A 15,387-nucleotide genomic window follows, 5' to 3' on the forward strand; every position below is an offset into this window, starting at 1 on the left:
TTCACGGGCGAAGTTCGGCCTCGACAACGGAGGCGGTGTGATCATCTATGGATTCGGTGAACACGGCGCCCGGCGTTCCCGGCAGACGCGCGAATGTCCTGACCGACCGTTTCCCTCTCCGGACACCCGTCGAACAGGCCGCGGAGGCCGCGTCGCCGGGCGGCAGGGAGGGCGGCGGGCTCGTAGTGACGGGAGACGACGCCGGCATCGCCGTCACGACCGGCCGCTGGACGGAGTTGCCTGCTGACCGGATCGAGACCCGCGAACCCGGTACGGCCGCTCCGTGGCGCGAGATCGCCGGGCGGTGGACGCGGTGAACACGGTGGACACAGTGGACGCGGTGAACCCGGTGGACGCGGTGAGCCCGCGCACGCGGGGACGGCCCCTAACGACCGGGGTCGGGGTCGGTGTCGGTGTCGAGCAGGGGGTTCGGTCTGAGGGCGGCGTAGTCGTGGGCGGTCTGGGCGAAGGCCTGGATCCGGGCGGTCTCGGCCGTGGTCCGCCAGACGAGCCTCCACTCGAAGGGCGGGCCGTCGAGGAGGGGGACGTAGGCGACGTCCGGTCGCGCGTCGTATCGGCTCGCGTGGGTGGGGACGGGGAAGACGCCCTTGCCAACGCCGACGAGTGCGAGCATCTCCTGGATGGTGTCGAAGGCCGGTCCGCGCTCGATGAGGGCGCCGCTCGGCGTCCGGCGCGGGACCACGGCCTCGTCCACGAAGTCGGGGATCAGGCGGGGGCGCAGGACCTTGTCTCGGGCGAGGTCGTCGAGCGAGACCGAGGCCCGGCGGGCGAAGGGGTGCCGGGCCGGGACCGCGAGCATGGGGGCCTCACGGAACAGGACCGGGCCGGCGGTGAACTCCGAGCCCTCGGGCGGCGAGAGCACGGCGAGCAGGACGTCGATCTCGTCGTCGCCGAGCAACGCGGTGCCGTCGCTGTAGGGGCTCTCCCGGATCCGGACCCGGCAGGTGGAATGGCGGGTGTGGAAGGCGTCGGCGACCTCGACGACGAAACGGCCGACCGCCGTGCCGATGAAACCGACCCGCAGCACACCGTCGACGCCGCGGCCCGCGGCGATCGCCCTGTCGATACCTTCGAGGATCCGCCGGTAGGCGGGATCGAGGTCGTCGTGGAGGCGGCGGCCGACCGGGGTCAGCGCCACCCTGCGACTGGTCCGCTCGAACAGCGGGACACCGATGCGACGCTCCATTTTCTTGATCGTCTGACTGACCCTGGCCGTGGACACATGCAGGTTTTCGGCGGTGCGCCCGAAATGCAATTCTCTGCCGAGCTCCAAGAAGATCTCGATATCGCGCCGCTCCACCGCGGACCCCCGTTCGTGAACCTCTGGGTTAACGAACGTTACGTAATCGATCATTGTTCCCGAGTCCAGCCCGGACGACCATTGAGAAACCCGGTCGGGTGAGGCACCCGCCCGACAGGGGATTCCGGAGGGCCGAAAGGCTGACGGAGGTCCGAAAAGACCGACAGGGGGGCGGAAAACCCCTCGCGGGGACGGGACGGGGAGACGAACATGGACGACCCGGCCCGCACCGGGGACACGGGCCCCACGGGCCCCACGGCCTCACCGACCAACACCAGCGCGCTCACCGATCACGCCCGCGCGACGCCCCGGCGTCCGTGACCAGGAACGGCACACCATGATCAAGATCCTTCAGACGGTCTCCCTGCTCGCCGCGACCGTCACCACCGGTCTCATGGCCGGGCTGTTCGCCTCCTTCGCCTACGCGGTGATGCCCGGCCTCGGACGTTCGCACGACCGCACCTTCGTCGAGGCCATGCAGAGGATCAACGTGGCCATCCTCAACGGCTGGTTCATGTTCTGCTTCCTGGGAGGACTGGTGTTCACCATCGCGGCGCTGGTGCTGCACCTGCGGTCGGACGGGGGTGTCCTGCCGTGGATCATCGCCGCGCTCGTTCTGTACGGGGTGATGTTCGTCGTCACCGCCGCCGTCAACGTGCCCCTCAACGACCAGCTCGCCAAGGCGGGCGCTCCCGGCGACATCGCTGACCTGGCCGCGGTCCGTCAGCTCTTCGAGTCGCGCTGGGTCACCTGGAACGTCGTCAGGGCGGTCGCGAACGTCACCGCCTTCGCCGTCCTCACCTGGGCACTCGTCCTGCACGGCCGTACCACCGCGAGCGCGGCCACGGCAGACCCCGGCGCCGTCCCCGGCCGGGGCGCGTCAGCCGCCGCCGCCCCGCACTTCCTCCCGGCCACCTCCCCGTACGGCGAGAGGCCCGGCCGCTAGCGGGGCGACCGGATCGTCTTCTTCACCGGCCCGGGTGTGCGCAAAGCACGCAACCCGCGCCGTGACCCCCGGCCGGCGCCGTCACCCGCACCGCCGATCTCGGGGACAGGCGGTCTCCCCGAGAGCGCGGACCCCGCCGAAAACTCGGGGGAGACCGTGACGGCGCCGAGAGGCCGGAACCCCGGTTGGGGGAAAACGGCTTCTCGGCACCGATGGCCGGGCCCCGCTCAGTTCGTTTCCCGCGCGTCCTCCATCATGGGAACGGAGGTCGCCGGGGCCTCGATCACGGCGGGCCAGCGCAGCAGGGCGGGCAGCGTGAGCAGGGTCACGACCAGGTGGACCACGCCACCGGCCACCCACGGCGCCGTCAGGCCGTACGCGGCGGCCACGAGACCGCCGGCGAGGGCGCCCAGCGGGAGCGCGCCGAAGGCGATCATCCTGGTGGCGCTGCCGACCCTGCCCATCAGCTCGTTGGGGATCAGCCGCTGACTGAGCGACTGGGCCATCACGTTCCAGATGGAAAGGCCGGCCGACCAGATGCCGAACAGCGCGACCACGACGACGGGCTGCCTGCCGAACAGGCCGATGGCCACCAGGCTGAGCGCGCTCGCCACCGAGACCCCGATGACGACGGAGCGGGTGCCGAAGTGGCCGACGACGCGGCGGCTGACCAGGCCGCCGACGACCCCGCCTATCGCCATCGCGGCCACCAGGATCCCGTACCCCGCGTCCCCGACGCCCAGGACGTCCTTGGCGAAGAGCACGGTGACCGACTGTGCCATGAAGACGCTGAAGTTGCTGGTCGCGGCCAGGATGACGGTGACGCGGAGCACCCGGTGCCCGGCCAGCCAGCGCACGCCCTCCATCATCTCGGCCGGCACCCCGCGCCGCTCCCGCGTCCGCGACCCGTCCGTGACAGCACCCGTGACAGTGTCCGTGACAGTGTCCGTGGCGGCGTCCGTAGCGGCGTCCGACGACGGCTCCTCACCTGCCCGCGCCCTCCGATCGGTACCGGTGGGAACCGCCCTGAAGTGGCCCGCGCTGTTGCGGATCCGGGAGAGCAGCAGGAGTGAGACGAGGTAGGTCGCGGCGTTCACCCACAGTGGCAGCGGGACCAGGAGCACGAACAGCGCCGAGCCCAGGGCGGGGCCGATGAACATCCGGCCCAGCGTCTCGGCCGTCACGTTCCGCCCGTTCGCGGCCTCCAGGTCGGCGCTCCGGACGATCGTGGGGATCAGCGCCCTGCTCGACCCCATGAAGATGATGTCGCCCACGCAGAGCCCGAACGCCAGGACGTAGATCATCCAGATCTGGGTACCGCCCAGGGTCACGACCAGCGCGACGGTGACGAGCAGGAACGTCTGCGCGGCCTGGGCCCCGATCATCAGCCGGCGCCGGTCGTAGCGGTCGACGATCACCCCGCCGACCAGGGCGAGCAGCAGCCAGGGCAGCTCGGTGGCCAGCGGCACCCAGGAGATCAGCCTCGGATCACTGGTCAGCTTGCTCGCCAGCAGCGGCAGTGCGGCGATCACGACGCCCTCGCCGAGCGTCTGGATCGAGTAGGCCGACAGGAGGTAGCGGTAGTTGCGGCCGAGGCCGGGGCCCCTGGAACGGCTGCGGGGTACGGTGGCGCCTTCGGTCACCATCGGCGGGCACCGTCGCCCTCCCAGGCCAGACCGCCCTCCCGGATCGCACCGTCCTCCCGAACCGGACCGCCTTCCCGGATCGCACCGCCCTCCCGGATCACGTCGTTCTCCCGAAACCCGCCGCCGTCCCGGACGGAGCCGTCACCCGGTACGGCCGCGCCGACGGCGACGCCGGAACGGCCCGTGCCCGACTCCCCCGCCTCGGGGTGGTCCACCGTGTCGGGGTGGTCCACCGTGTCGGGGTGGTCCACCGTGTCGGGGTAGAGGAAGATGCCCGCCACCCGGGTCTTCGAGCCCGGCCCCAGCGCCCTGACATCGACCTGGCCGACCCGCTGGAGCCTGCAGCCACCGCCCCCGTAACCGCCCGCGGGCGTGTAGTACAGCCCCCAGCAGGCCTCCCACTCCTCGGTACGGCCGGTCGCCGGGTCGACCACCGGTTCCGTGCGCGGCACCACCCTCTCCTGCACGACACCGCCGATCTCGGCCACGTACCGCAGGGCCCGCGACCATTCGTCCTCGTCCGCCTCCCAGCCGGGGGTGATCCCCTGCCCGCTGTAGAGCGCGTTCGGTTTGAGGATGAGGCGCTCCCTGTGCTCCACGCAGTACTCGACCAGGTCCTTGTCCCTCAGCGCCGACTCGCCGTTCAGGGAGCGCGTCCAGGGCAGCACGCGGTCGATGAGCAGCCGTTCGTCCTCGGAGAGCCGGGCCCGCAGCCGGGGGTCGGACAGGAACGTCATGCACCCCTTGTGGCGGTAGATCTCCGTTTCGAGCGGGGTCCAGATCACCACGCGTCCCTCCTCGTGCGCGGTGAAGAGCTGCTCGGTGAGCCGGAGACCCTCCGGGTGGCCGATGATCTGGTCGACCTCGAAGACGCGGTAGACCAGGTCGACCGGGGTGTCGCCGAACAGCACCCTGCCGTTCCTGACGCGCAGGTCGGTGATCTCGCCGAGATGGCATTCGAGGCCGAAGCCCCGCAGGAGCTTCTGCAGGGGCCGCCAGGCCTCGCCGTACCGGGCCAGGCCGCCCTCCCCCTCGATCACCGCGACCACCGGGTCCCGGCCCCCGGTGACGGCCGAGCCCGCCTGCCGCAGGGCCTCGGCGACCATCTGCGGGGCGTCGGTGTGGCGGAGCCCGTGCTGCTCGGCGAAGGAGCGGAGCGCGTCGTGGTCGAGCATGGCCTTCGTCGCGGGGCCGACCCATTCCAGGCCACCGGTCTCGCTGGTGGCGTTGAACTCCAGGATCTTGAACGTCTCGCCGTCGTGGTAGGCGTCGATGCGGCCGAAGCGGGGCGGCCTGACTCCGCCGAGGCGGCGCATGATCCCGGCCCGCTCCGGGCTGATCCCCAGGGCGTCGCAGAAGCGGCCGAGGTCGCCGTCGAAGAGCCGGTCGGGAAGCGAGGTGAGGATGTCGACGGTACGGACCGTGTCGTCGGCGAACCGCCTCAGCTCGCTCTCCCCGATGAAGATCGGGCGTGTCAGATATCTGCGGGCGAGGGTCGCCAGGTACGGGAACCGCCGCTCGTCGTGCAGGTCGATCTCCGCCAGGGGGCTGACCCCGCTGAGCAGCTCCTTGTTGTACAGCTCCGTGATGCGATTGGTCATGGGTCCGTTCCCGTTCTCCACCGGTCCGTCGGAATGATCAGGTCCCGCGGGGCGCCCCCGCGGGCCGGGGCGCTACTCCAGACGCCGGTCGACCACCGGTTTGATCTTGCCGCTCACCGCGTTCCTCGGCAGCGCGCCCTCGCCGGAACACTCGACGACCAGCCGGAACACATCGAGGCCCTGACCGAACGCGTGGCGGTCGCTCAGCGCCTCGAACTCGTCGTTCAGCAGGTGACGGACCTTCTCCGGATCGAGGTCGAGCGGCGACTCTGTGCGGACGATCACGGTGTCCGTGCCGTCGCTCGAGGTGATCTCGACCTGCAGCTGCGAGACCTGGAAGACCGAGAGCGCGGCGAGGATCTCGTTGTACAGCACCGTGCGGGCCTTGACCTTGATCAGGCCGTCGGAGCGGCCGAGATACTCCAGGACCCTGCCCGAGACCCCGCAGCCGCAGTCGCGGCGGGGGAGGATCCTGCCGACGTCGCCGATCCGGTAGCGGATCAGCGGGCCCTCGAACTTCTGCAGGCCGGTGACGAGCAGGTGGCCGGGCTCGCCGTCCGGCAGCGGCCGGCCCTCCTCGTCGACCACCTCGATCAGGTTGTACTCGTCGCAGAGGTGGTGCAGCGTCCCGTCCAGCTCACGGCACTGGTAGCCGAGCTGGGCGCCGTCGTTGGCCGCGACGATGCTGGAGATCACCCGGACCCCCAGGTGCTCGCGCAGCCAGGCCTTGTCGGTCTCGGTCATCGCGGTGCCGCCGTAGACGACCTTCTCCAGGCGCAGGCCCGCGTCGCGCGCCCTGGCCTCGCGCAGCAGGGGCAGCAGGAGGGCGGGCTGGCCGACGACGGCGTTGGCGGAGAAGCTCCGCACCAGCGTCAGCAGGTCGTCGACCGTGATGTGCTGGCCGGTGGTGTAGCACTCGACCGGCATCTGGGAGAACTCGCAGCTGCTGGTGATCAGGCCGCCGTAGAGGCTGCCGCCGAACAGGGCGTTGATCAGCCGGTCGCCCTTCTCCAGGCCGACGCCGTACAGGACCGGGATGGCCTCCCGCACCATGTTCGACCAGTCGGTGAGGGAGTAGACGATGTAGCGCGGGCCCCCGGTCGTCGCCCCGCTGCGCAGTACCTCGCCGCTGGGCGGCGCGCCGCTGGACATGTCCCCGCTGACGGGCGGCGTGTGGGCGTCGAGGGCGGCCTTGTCCAGGACGGGCAGGCGGGTCAGGTCCGCCCGGCCGGTGACGGCGGGCAGGTCCCGGTAGTAGGGGGTACGGCGGGCCCGCCCGACCAGGTAGCGCAGCTTGGCGCCGACGCGTTCCTCCTCCCCCTCGGCGTCGCGGCCGCGGACGACCGCGAGGCGGGTGCCCACCAGGTAGTCGCGGTGGAACAGCCGCCGGACCCACTCCGCCCTGCTGTCGGCGGCCAGGACGGCCGCCTGCCGCGCGGGTCCCGCCAGGGGCGAGCCGGACCGGACGCGCGGTTCGGGAACCTCGACGACCAGGCCGTCCGCCGTCGCGTCGTCCGCTCCCGTCACCACGACGCCCGGCAGGGGGAGGGCGGCCTCCTGGAAGAGACCGGTCACCGCCCGCCAGAACTCCCCGCGTCCGGTACGGATGACGACCTCGTTGCCGGTCGCCCAGCCGAACAGCAGGCCGCGCAGGGTCCGTTCCGGCGCGTCGTCGTCCAGCACGACCGTGCCGGCCGGGGAGAACTCCTCGACGTCGTCACCCCCCGTCAGCGACCGCCACGGATACTGGCCGAGGCCGCCGAAGAGCTCCTCCAGCCCCTCGGTGAGCGTCGTGCCGTCGAGCAGTCCGGTCAGGTCGTGCGTCGCCAGCAGCCGCGCGGCGGCGGAACCGGGCTCCGCCGCGACCAGCCGTTCGACGTGCTCGACCGCCAGCAGCAGGTCGGTCGGGCAGTGCCTCATCGCGCGCCCCCGGTCCTGACGAGCGGGGCCAGGACGAACTCCCCGAGGAACTGCCGGAGCACGCCGGGGTCGGGGTGCGAGGCCTCGATGAAGACCGGGATCTCCCACTCCTGGTAGGTGATGTGGTCGGGCAGCGGCTGGATCCCGTCCAGGGCGTGCACCCTGTCGACCCAGGGGTGGTCGCGGATGTGGTCCGGCACGTCGATCTCGTAGCCGTCCTCCGCCTTCAGGTGGTGCCCGGGGAACAGGGCGAAGCCGTGGTAGCGCCCGCTGACGGGCAGCGGCTCCGGCCTGGGCCAGCCGAGGCGGATGGCGATCTCGTGCGAGGGCAGGTGCACTCCCGTGTGCCGCAGGTGGGAGGTCACGATGCCCGCGCCGCCGAGCCGGTTGGCGACCTCCAGGAAGACGAGCTCCTGCTCCTTGGTCTCGAAGAACTCAAGGTGGACGCATCCGGTGTCGATCTCCAGGGCCCTGAGCACCTGTTCGACGAAGACGCGGTGGCGCTCGTCGTGCTGGATCTGGTGGGAGGCGATCGGCGTGCCCTGCGCGAAGTCCAGCGGCGTCCGCACGCATCTGCTGAACACGACGTTCACCAGCTCGCCGTCGTGGACCAGCCCGTCGGCGTGCAGGACGTCGCCGTCGACGTACTCCTCCAGCTCGAACTCCCCGGGGGCGTCGAGCAGCCGATAGGCGGCGAGCGCCTCCTCGGCCGTCTCGTGGATGACGACCTCCTTGCTGGAGGCGCCCTGCCGGGGCTTGAGGACGGTCCTGCCGGTCCAGGGCAGCGTGCCGTCCCACGGCGAGTCCCCGCCCTCCGAGGCGCCCTCCGAGGCGTCCCCCGAGGCGTTCCCGTCGCCTGACGCGTCGCCTGGCACACCGCCCACCGCGTCGCCCGCCACGTCGCCCGCCGCGGGCGCGCCCGACACGAAGCGCGGATAACGCACCCCGGAACCGGCGAGCGCCCTCTTCATGCTGACCTTGTCACGCACCCGCTGCAGCCGTTCGAGGGAGGGCCCCTCGATCCCGAGGTGCCGCCGCACCCGCCAGGCCAGCAGGATGCCGTCCTCCGACAGCGACAGGACCTGCTCGAAGCCGTCCGAGGGGGAGACGTTCTCGATGATCCATCCGGCCAGGTCGTCGTGCGGGCCGACCTCGAGGCGCCGGCAGCGCAGTCCCGCCGGTAGCTCGGCGATCCGCTCCGCGCGGCCGACGTAGGTGACGTCGTGCGCCTCGTGGTCGATGCCGAGGTGATAGTCGATCTTTCGGTACGGGACCTGATGGATGACCAGAATCTTCATCTCGCGTACTCCAATGCGGTGACGCCCCAGCTGAAACCCATGGCGCTCGTGGCGAGAAGGAGCAGGTCGCCGGGGCGCAGTGCCTCTCGCGCCCGGAGATCGCGCAGCGCGATCAGGGTGTCAGCGCCCCCCATGTGGCCGAGCCTCCGGTAGTTGAAGACGCTCCTGGACTCCGGTATCCCCAGGGCCCCCAGCAGCCGCTCGTGCATCCTCCGGTCACCCTGGTTGATCAGGAAGTACGAGACGTCGTCCTTCTTGCCGCCGACCGCGGCCAGGGTCTCGTCGACCAGCCGGGTGAAGTTGTCCACGTAGGCGTCGGCGAGCCCGGGGCGGTGCGCGCCCCGGCGGATGGTCAGGCGTTCCCCCCGGTGTTCGCCGAAGTAGTAGTCCGACCAGCTCGGGTCGGTGCGCATCGCCGAGTGGAGCACCTCGTAGGAGACGTCGTCACGGGCCAGCAGTACGGCCGCCGCCGCGTCGCCGAAGTTGAACAGCTCCTTGGCCGAGGGGTCGTCGTAGTCGACCATCCGGCTCAGCCGGTCGGCGACGAGCACCAGCGCGTACCCCTTCCCTCCCGAGATCGTCAGCCTGTCGAGGGCGATCTGGATCGCCGTGGTGCCCGCGTTGCAGAAGTTCGTCACCTCGAAGCAGTGCGCCTGGTCGATGCCGAGTTCGGCGGCCACCTTCGCCGCCGGCGACCAGAACGGGACGTCCCACTCGCCGGAGCCCGCGAAGATCACCTGCTGGACGTCCCCGGGCCGCACCGCCGTACGGCCGAGCAGTGCCCCGGCCGCCTCCAGGGCGAGCTCCCACGACCGCTCCTCCGCACCGAGGACGGGGATCTCCTCGCTGTGCGTGATCTCCCTGATGGCCTCGACCGGCAGCCCGGACGCCCGGTGCATCCGGTGCACGCCGACCCGGGACCGGGGAAGACGGATCTCGAAGTCGACGATGCCGCCCATCAGTCACCGGACTTGATGCTGATGCGGTGCACCGTCCGCCCGACGCCCGGCTCGACCTCGGTGGCGCAGTGGTAGGTCGTCGCGGTCTTCCAGATGACCAGGTCGTTGGGCGTCCAGCGGTGGGTGTAGACGTGGTCGGGGTCCTGGATGAGCTCGTCGACGATCGCGAAGAACGCCGCGTTCTCGTTGGCGTCGAAGCCGACCACCGAGTCGAGGTACTCGGGCGCGCCGTACAGGTAGGGGCGCCCGGTGAAGGGGTCCTCCCGCACCAGGGGGTGCTCGACCTTCGGATGCTCGATGTCGATCAGCGCACGGAACTCCGCGACCGACAGGCCGACGTGCTCGGGGCCGATCCGCAGGCGCTTGTTGACGGTGGCCAGGGCGTTCCTGCCCGCGATCCTCCGCTTCCACTCCTCCGGCAGGCGCTCGTAGACGTCGACGGCGTTCGCGTACAGGGTGTGCCCGCTGGTGGAGGGCACGTTCACGCCGTGCAGCATGGTGTAGGGCGCCGGGTCGGTGATGTAGGACGAGTCCTGGTGCCAGAAGTTGCCGACCCTCGCCACGCCGATGGGCCTGTTGTTCCTGACCTCGTTGGAGGAGATCATGATCTCCTCGAACTCCGGGTGGCGGTACTGCTGGAGCAGGAAGGGCACCGGCCTGCCGATGCGCGCCGCCAGGGTGATCTGCTGCCGCGGCGTCAGCTCCAGGCCTCGCACGACCACCAGCTCACGCTGCCGCAGGCTCTCGGCGAGCCGGTCGAAGACCTCCTGCCGCTCGAGGTCGTCGTAGGTGACGCCGGAGATCTCCGCGCCGATGAACGGGGTTATCTCGCTGATCTTCATGATGTCCTCTCGTCTGTTCGCGGACGGCGGTCCCGCCCGCTCCGGCCTGTCGGCGGCCGGACGGGGGCGCCTACTCGGAGGCGAGGCTCTTGCGCAGCGCGGCCACGAAGCCGTCGATCTGCTCGTGCGTCCTGAGGGGGCTGACCGTGATCCGGAAGCGTTCCGTCCCCCTGGGAACGGAGGGAAAGTTGATCGGGGTCACGTAGATTCCGTGCTCCTCCAGCAGGCGCCGCGACACGTGTCGTACGCGCTCGGCGCCGGGGACCAGCACCGGCACCAGGTGGCTCTCCGCGTCGATGAAGTCGACCCCCGCGCCGCGCAGCGCGCCTTTCAGGTGGCGCACGTTCTCCATCAGCCCCCGCCGCAGGGCGTCGCCGCGCTGGACGAGGTCCAGGGATTTGAGCGTCGCGTCCATGCTGGACTGCGGAAGGGAGGTGGTGAAAATGAATCCCGGCGCGTGGGAACGGACATAGTCGAGCACGCTGTCCGGGCCGGTCACATATCCGCCGACCGTGCCGACCGCCTTGCTGAAAACGCCCTGCACGAAGGTGAGACGGTGTTCGCCGAGTTCCTCGCAGAGGCCCGCGCCCGTCGGCCCCCTCGTGCCGACGGCGTGTGTCTCGTCGATGAACGTCAGCGCGTTGTACCGCTCCGCGAGGTCGCAGATCTCACGCACCGGTGACACGTCCCCGCCCATCGAGTACACCGACTCGAAGACGATCAGTTTCGGGTGGTCCTCCCCGTACAGGGAGAGCGCCTTCTCCAGTTCTTCGAGATCGTTGTGCGGAAAGACGTGTTTCCTGCACCCGGTGCGGAGGATTCCCTCGATAAGTGATCTGTGATTGCTCGCGTCGGAGAAGACCACGATGTCGGGGACCGCGGAGATGAGGGTGCTCAGCGTCTCGAAGTTCGCGACGTAACCGCTTGAGAAGACCAGCGCGCGTTCCTTGCCGTGCCAGGCCGCGAGCCTGGCCTCCAGTTCGACGTGCGCCTCGCTCGTTCCGGCGATGTTGCGCGACCCGCCGCTCCCGGTCCCGTGTTCGACGGCCGAGTCGATCTGCGCCCGCACGACCTCGGGGTGCAGGCTGAGCCCGAGATAGTCGTTGCTGCACCAGACCTGGATGTGCTCTCCCTCGTGCGTCGCGCACCCGTGGTCCGCGGCCAGATGGGAGCAGGGCAGGAAGCTGCGGTACAGCCCGTTCCGCTTGAGCTCCTCGACCTTCTTCGGGAATATCCCCAACAACGTGTTCGATTGTTCCGTCAGCGTTCGCATGATGAATCGACCCCGGTTCCTGGAAAATTCCGCGCAGCCGGCGGCCGGCGGTGACGGCGTTCGGAGAACGAACGCGAAGATCCAGCGGCCCCGGCCCCTGGGGCGCGCAGCAAGAAAAACGGAATGGAAATCAGATGCGGTGACCGGTGTTTCCGGCGTTCGTGGTGAATTCCGGGCACGGCGCGTGGCCGCCTCGCCGATTTCCGGCGGTGCGGATCCGGCGAGTTCCGGATTCCCCGCCGAACCCCGGCTATGTCGTCATGGGGCCGTTCCCGGCGCGGGACCGGTCAGCCCTCGTTCTTGCCATCAATCTCGTCGCCCCTATCGAGTATCGAGAGTCTGGCCACGGGGAGTGCCGTTCCGTGTGCGATGCCGAAGTGCGGCGTACATGCACACCATTACCCCTATTACCTACACGAACAGTAGGTAAGTAGAGAAATCCTGTCAAGAACGAGATTTCATGCCATCTCGCCCGATCGGCGCCGCCTCCGGCCCCTCTGCCGGAACTCCCGCCGAGGCCACGAGGCCCTTTTCACCGTCCCGTTCCCGGGCGTTTCCCCGCCCCGCCGCGTGGACCGGATCCCTCAGGACGCCCCGTCGCCCGGCCGCTCGCGGAGCAGCTCCACGATCGCGGCTATGTCGGCGTCGCCCCAGCCGTGCTCGGCCGCCTTCTCGTAGAGCCGCTGGACCAGCCGGGCGATCGGCAGGTCGAGGCCGGCCGACTCCGCGAGCTCGGCGACGAGCCGTACGTCCTTGGCGCCGAGCCGCGTGGTGAACCAGCCCCGATGGTCGCCGTGGAGGACGTCCTCGAGCCGGTTGTGCAGCGCGGGCGCCACGGTCGGCCACCGGAACAGGAAGTCGTGCAGCATCGAATCGTCGAGTCCCGCCGCCTGCCCGGTGGCCACCGCCTCGGCGACGACGGCGAGGCCGGACATAAGCAGGTAGTTGTTCAGGAGCTTGTACGTCAGCGCGGCGCCCGGGTCATCCCCGCAGTACCGCTGGACCCCGAACAAGTCCCGCCAGACGGGGTCCAGCCTGCGCACGTATTCGCGTTCGCCGCCCAGGAGCCCCATGGCATGTCCCCCGACGACGGCCTCCGGCCCCCCGAGGATCGGCGCGGCGACGAACCTGTGCCCGGGGGCCGTCTCCCGCAGCCCTCGGGAGGTGGCCGGGGAGACGGTGCTGGCGTCGGCGACGACCGGCGCCGCCGCCCCCACCTCCCCAAGACCGGCCAGCTGCGCCATGACCTCACGGCTCGCCCGGTCGTCGGCGAGCGACATCAGCACGCCGTCGGCGTCACGCGCGGCCTCCAGCGGCGAAGCGGCCTCGACGGCGCCCGCCTCGACCAGCTCCCCCGCCTTTCCCGGCGTACGGTTCCAGACCCGCACCGTGTGACCGCGCGCGAGCAGCCGCCGGGCCAGCGCGCCGCCCATCCTGCCCATCCCGAGCACCGCCACCCGCATGTGCCGTCCCCCCTTCCGCCGGCCTCTTCGCTCTCGCCCCCCCTTTTCCCCTTCCCCGAAACTTCCCGGATCCACGGAGCCGGAAGCACAAATAGTGATAAGTGACTCACTATGAGTCGATGACCCTTTTTAGGGGTTAAATCATGAGCACTTCCCATGGAGCCCCGCCTCGCGCGAACCCGGGCGGCGGGCCCGCCGGGAGAGCCTGGGCTGAGGCCACGCGAAGGCGCCCGGCGGCCGGGACCGTACCCCGGAAAGATCGGACCTTATTGCCGGGAGGACGCCCGAGCGGACCGTCCGGAATACATGAAGACCATTCGTATCGAGCCCCCCAGCGAGGGATCACGGCAATCCATCCTGGAAACGATTTCCAGTCCGCCGATCACGGAGTGCGACATCCCACGCGAACCCGAAATACAACGCGAAGCGAACGGGAACCCCGCCCCAGGGAAATAGCAGATCAACAGTAAACAGCACAGACCAGCCCAAACCATCGGAGACACGACTCCCGAAGAAGGCCTGGCGCACCCCTCCGCGGGTCCCGCCGCAGGTCACCGGGGGGCAGGTTTCGGACAGACCGTATTGGCAATTATGTGTTATTTATAACCTAATAACCATAAGTGCCGATTACGGGACCGCTTTACCTTCCCAATAGATCACCGTCAGTCTAATATTTGGACCTATGTCACGGCGTGCATCAGATTTCCCAGACGAGCAAGCCTGGCCTCCCGGCCGTGGCGGCGCCTCCTCGGGGGACGAATCTGATCACGACTCCGACTGGCATCCCGAACGACTCCCCACATTCAACTGGCGAAAGGTCATTCTGTTCGGGGCGTTCTCGACGATCATCGGCGCGGCGGCGATCTGGCTGATCAGGGAGAACGGTCTCGAATCGCAGACCTTGGTCGCCGACCCGTCTCCCCAGCTGTCCGGGCCGACCTGGAGCACGGGCGCGCCGCCGTTCCCCTTCGCCACCGCGAACTCCGCCTCCGCCGTCCCTGACGACGAGAAGCCGTCCCCGGCGATCTCGGAGGCCCCGGTCTCGAAGGCCCCGGTCCCCCCGGTCTCGAAGGCCCCGGTCTCGGAGGCCCCGATCCCCTCGGTCTCGAAGGCCCCGGGCCGCGCGTCGGACGACAAGGGGAAGACCGCGCCCCCGCCCCCTCCCGAGCCGGTCCCCACGCAGAAGACGCGTGTCGAGACCACCTCCCAGCCGTCCGCCGATCCCTCGGCGCCCGGTGCGTCCCAGCTCACCATCCGGCAGGCGTACCGCATCCACGGCCACTACCAGAGAAGCCTGTCGGCGGCCCAGGCGGCGCTGGACCAGGCCGCGATGGGCAAGCTGGAGGGCGGGCTGGCGGTGGAGATGACGCGGGCGAGCTTCAAGACCGCCCGGATGGAGGGCGAGCAGGTGTCGTCGGGCATCTGGCCCAACCCGCAGGTGTGGGTGCCCCGGCACGTCGAGGGCACCCCCGACTGGTTCGTGGCGGTCTCCTACGAGCCGGGGATCGCCCGGGTCATGGACCTGATGAGCTCGACCCCCGCCGGCTGGCGCCTGACGGCGTCCGGCGCCGACACCCGGGCCACCCCCGGCAGCTTCCCCAGGATCGCCACCGACGCCGAGGGATACGCCGCGAGCCTGCCGGAGAACGCCACCGGCCTGGTCGCGACCCCGCGCGAGGTCGCCACCGCCCACCTGACGAGCCTGGAGAGCGCCAAGCCCGACCCGAGGTTCGAGGACGGGCCGTGGACCAGCGAGACCGTGCAGTTCTGGCAGCATGAACGCGCCCAGCTCGAGGACGCCGGATGGATTCTCAGCCTGTCCTACCGGCCCGAAGGGCCGGTGCGGGCGCTGCGGACCGCCGACGGAGGCGCCCTGCTCTGGTACGCCGCACGATCGACCGACAGCCGCCTGGCCGAGCGCAAGGGCGCGAAGGTCAGCCTGAAGGGGCCGGCCGCTGTCCGCACCGGGCACAAGGCGTTCGCCCACTCGGCGAGCGCGACCTACGGACGAATATACGTCACCTATATCCCCCCCGCCGGATCCTCCGAGCCCGTCCGCGTGCTGGGCGAGTGGAGCGAGGTCCTGGAGAGCCACGGCGACTGAGGTCCCACTGGAAG

12 protein-coding genes are annotated in these 15,387 nt (G+C 70.2%); 3 read left to right on the forward strand and 9 right to left on the reverse strand.

The genetic code is table 11. The features are described from left to right. The first annotated feature begins 56 nt into the window (after positions 1–56). Positions 57–317: a hypothetical protein gene (locus AB0N02_RS18100; protein ID WP_363947432.1), complete on the forward strand. Its 261-nt coding sequence runs from the start codon at positions 57–59 to the stop codon at positions 315–317. A 68-nt stretch (positions 318–385) separates the two neighbouring features. Here AB0N02_RS18100 and AB0N02_RS18105 read toward each other — a convergent pair whose 3' ends face one another. Beyond that, positions 386–1,375 (reverse strand): LysR substrate-binding domain-containing protein, encoded by a 990-nt coding sequence (locus tag AB0N02_RS18105; protein ID WP_363947435.1) that lies wholly within the window; start codon positions 1,373–1,375, stop codon positions 386–388. Between the two features lie 283 nt (positions 1,376–1,658). Here AB0N02_RS18105 and AB0N02_RS18110 point away from each other — a divergent pair, with 283 nt between their 5' ends. Further along, positions 1,659–2,267, forward strand: a complete 609-nt coding sequence (locus AB0N02_RS18110) for an anthrone oxygenase family protein (RefSeq protein ID WP_363947438.1) — start codon at positions 1,659–1,661, stop codon at positions 2,265–2,267. A 227-nt stretch (positions 2,268–2,494) separates the two neighbouring features. On the opposite strand, the gene AB0N02_RS18115 is transcribed toward AB0N02_RS18110, so the two are convergent. From AB0N02_RS18115 to AB0N02_RS18150, 8 genes are all read right to left on the reverse strand, one after another. Continuing rightward, complete coding sequence (locus AB0N02_RS18115) at positions 2,495–3,913, reverse strand: MFS transporter (RefSeq protein WP_363947441.1); 1,419 nt, start codon at positions 3,911–3,913, stop codon at positions 2,495–2,497. Further along, positions 3,907–5,514 carry a hypothetical protein gene (locus tag AB0N02_RS18120; protein ID WP_363947443.1) on the reverse strand — a complete coding sequence of 536 codons (1,608 nt, stop codon included), beginning with the start codon at positions 5,512–5,514 and terminating at the stop codon, positions 3,907–3,909. Before AB0N02_RS18120 ends, AB0N02_RS18115 begins: the two co-directional genes overlap by 7 nt. A gap of 72 nt (positions 5,515–5,586) precedes the next feature. Next, positions 5,587–7,434 (reverse strand): hypothetical protein, encoded by a 1,848-nt coding sequence (locus AB0N02_RS18125; RefSeq protein ID WP_363947446.1) that lies wholly within the window; start codon positions 7,432–7,434, stop codon positions 5,587–5,589. Next, positions 7,431–8,732: an ATP-grasp domain-containing protein gene (locus AB0N02_RS18130; protein WP_363947448.1), complete on the reverse strand. Its 1,302-nt coding sequence runs from the start codon at positions 8,730–8,732 to the stop codon at positions 7,431–7,433. Before AB0N02_RS18130 ends, AB0N02_RS18125 begins: the two co-directional genes overlap by 4 nt. Beyond that, on the reverse strand, positions 8,729–9,691 hold the full coding sequence (locus AB0N02_RS18135) for a 3-oxoacyl-[acyl-carrier-protein] synthase III C-terminal domain-containing protein (protein WP_363947451.1): 963 nt from the start codon (positions 9,689–9,691) through the stop codon (positions 8,729–8,731). The genes AB0N02_RS18130 and AB0N02_RS18135 overlap by 4 nt, the downstream gene beginning before the upstream one ends. After that, positions 9,691–10,533 (reverse strand): TauD/TfdA family dioxygenase, encoded by an 843-nt coding sequence (locus AB0N02_RS18140; RefSeq protein ID WP_363947454.1) that lies wholly within the window; start codon positions 10,531–10,533, stop codon positions 9,691–9,693. The genes AB0N02_RS18135 and AB0N02_RS18140 overlap by 1 nt, the downstream gene beginning before the upstream one ends. A 70-nt stretch (positions 10,534–10,603) precedes the next feature. Next, a complete protein-coding gene (gene hemA, locus AB0N02_RS18145) occupies positions 10,604–11,776 on the reverse strand; it encodes a 5-aminolevulinate synthase (protein ID WP_363947456.1) in 1,173 nt (390 codons plus the stop codon). Between the two features lie 614 nt (positions 11,777–12,390). After that, positions 12,391–13,344, reverse strand: coding sequence for an NAD(P)-dependent oxidoreductase (locus AB0N02_RS18150; RefSeq protein WP_363947459.1), 954 nt, complete (start codon positions 13,342–13,344; stop codon positions 12,391–12,393). A gap of 607 nt (positions 13,345–13,951) precedes the next feature. On the opposite strand from AB0N02_RS18150, the gene AB0N02_RS18155 reads away from it, so the two are divergent. Beyond that, on the forward strand, positions 13,952–15,373 hold the full coding sequence (locus tag AB0N02_RS18155) for a hypothetical protein (protein ID WP_363947462.1): 1,422 nt from the start codon (positions 13,952–13,954) through the stop codon (positions 15,371–15,373). Positions 15,374–15,387: the final 14 nt, after the last annotated feature.

Origin of the sequence: Streptosporangium sp. NPDC051022 (assembly GCF_040683035.1) — a bacterium.
Lineage (GTDB): Bacteria > Actinomycetota > Actinomycetes > Streptosporangiales > Streptosporangiaceae > Streptosporangium.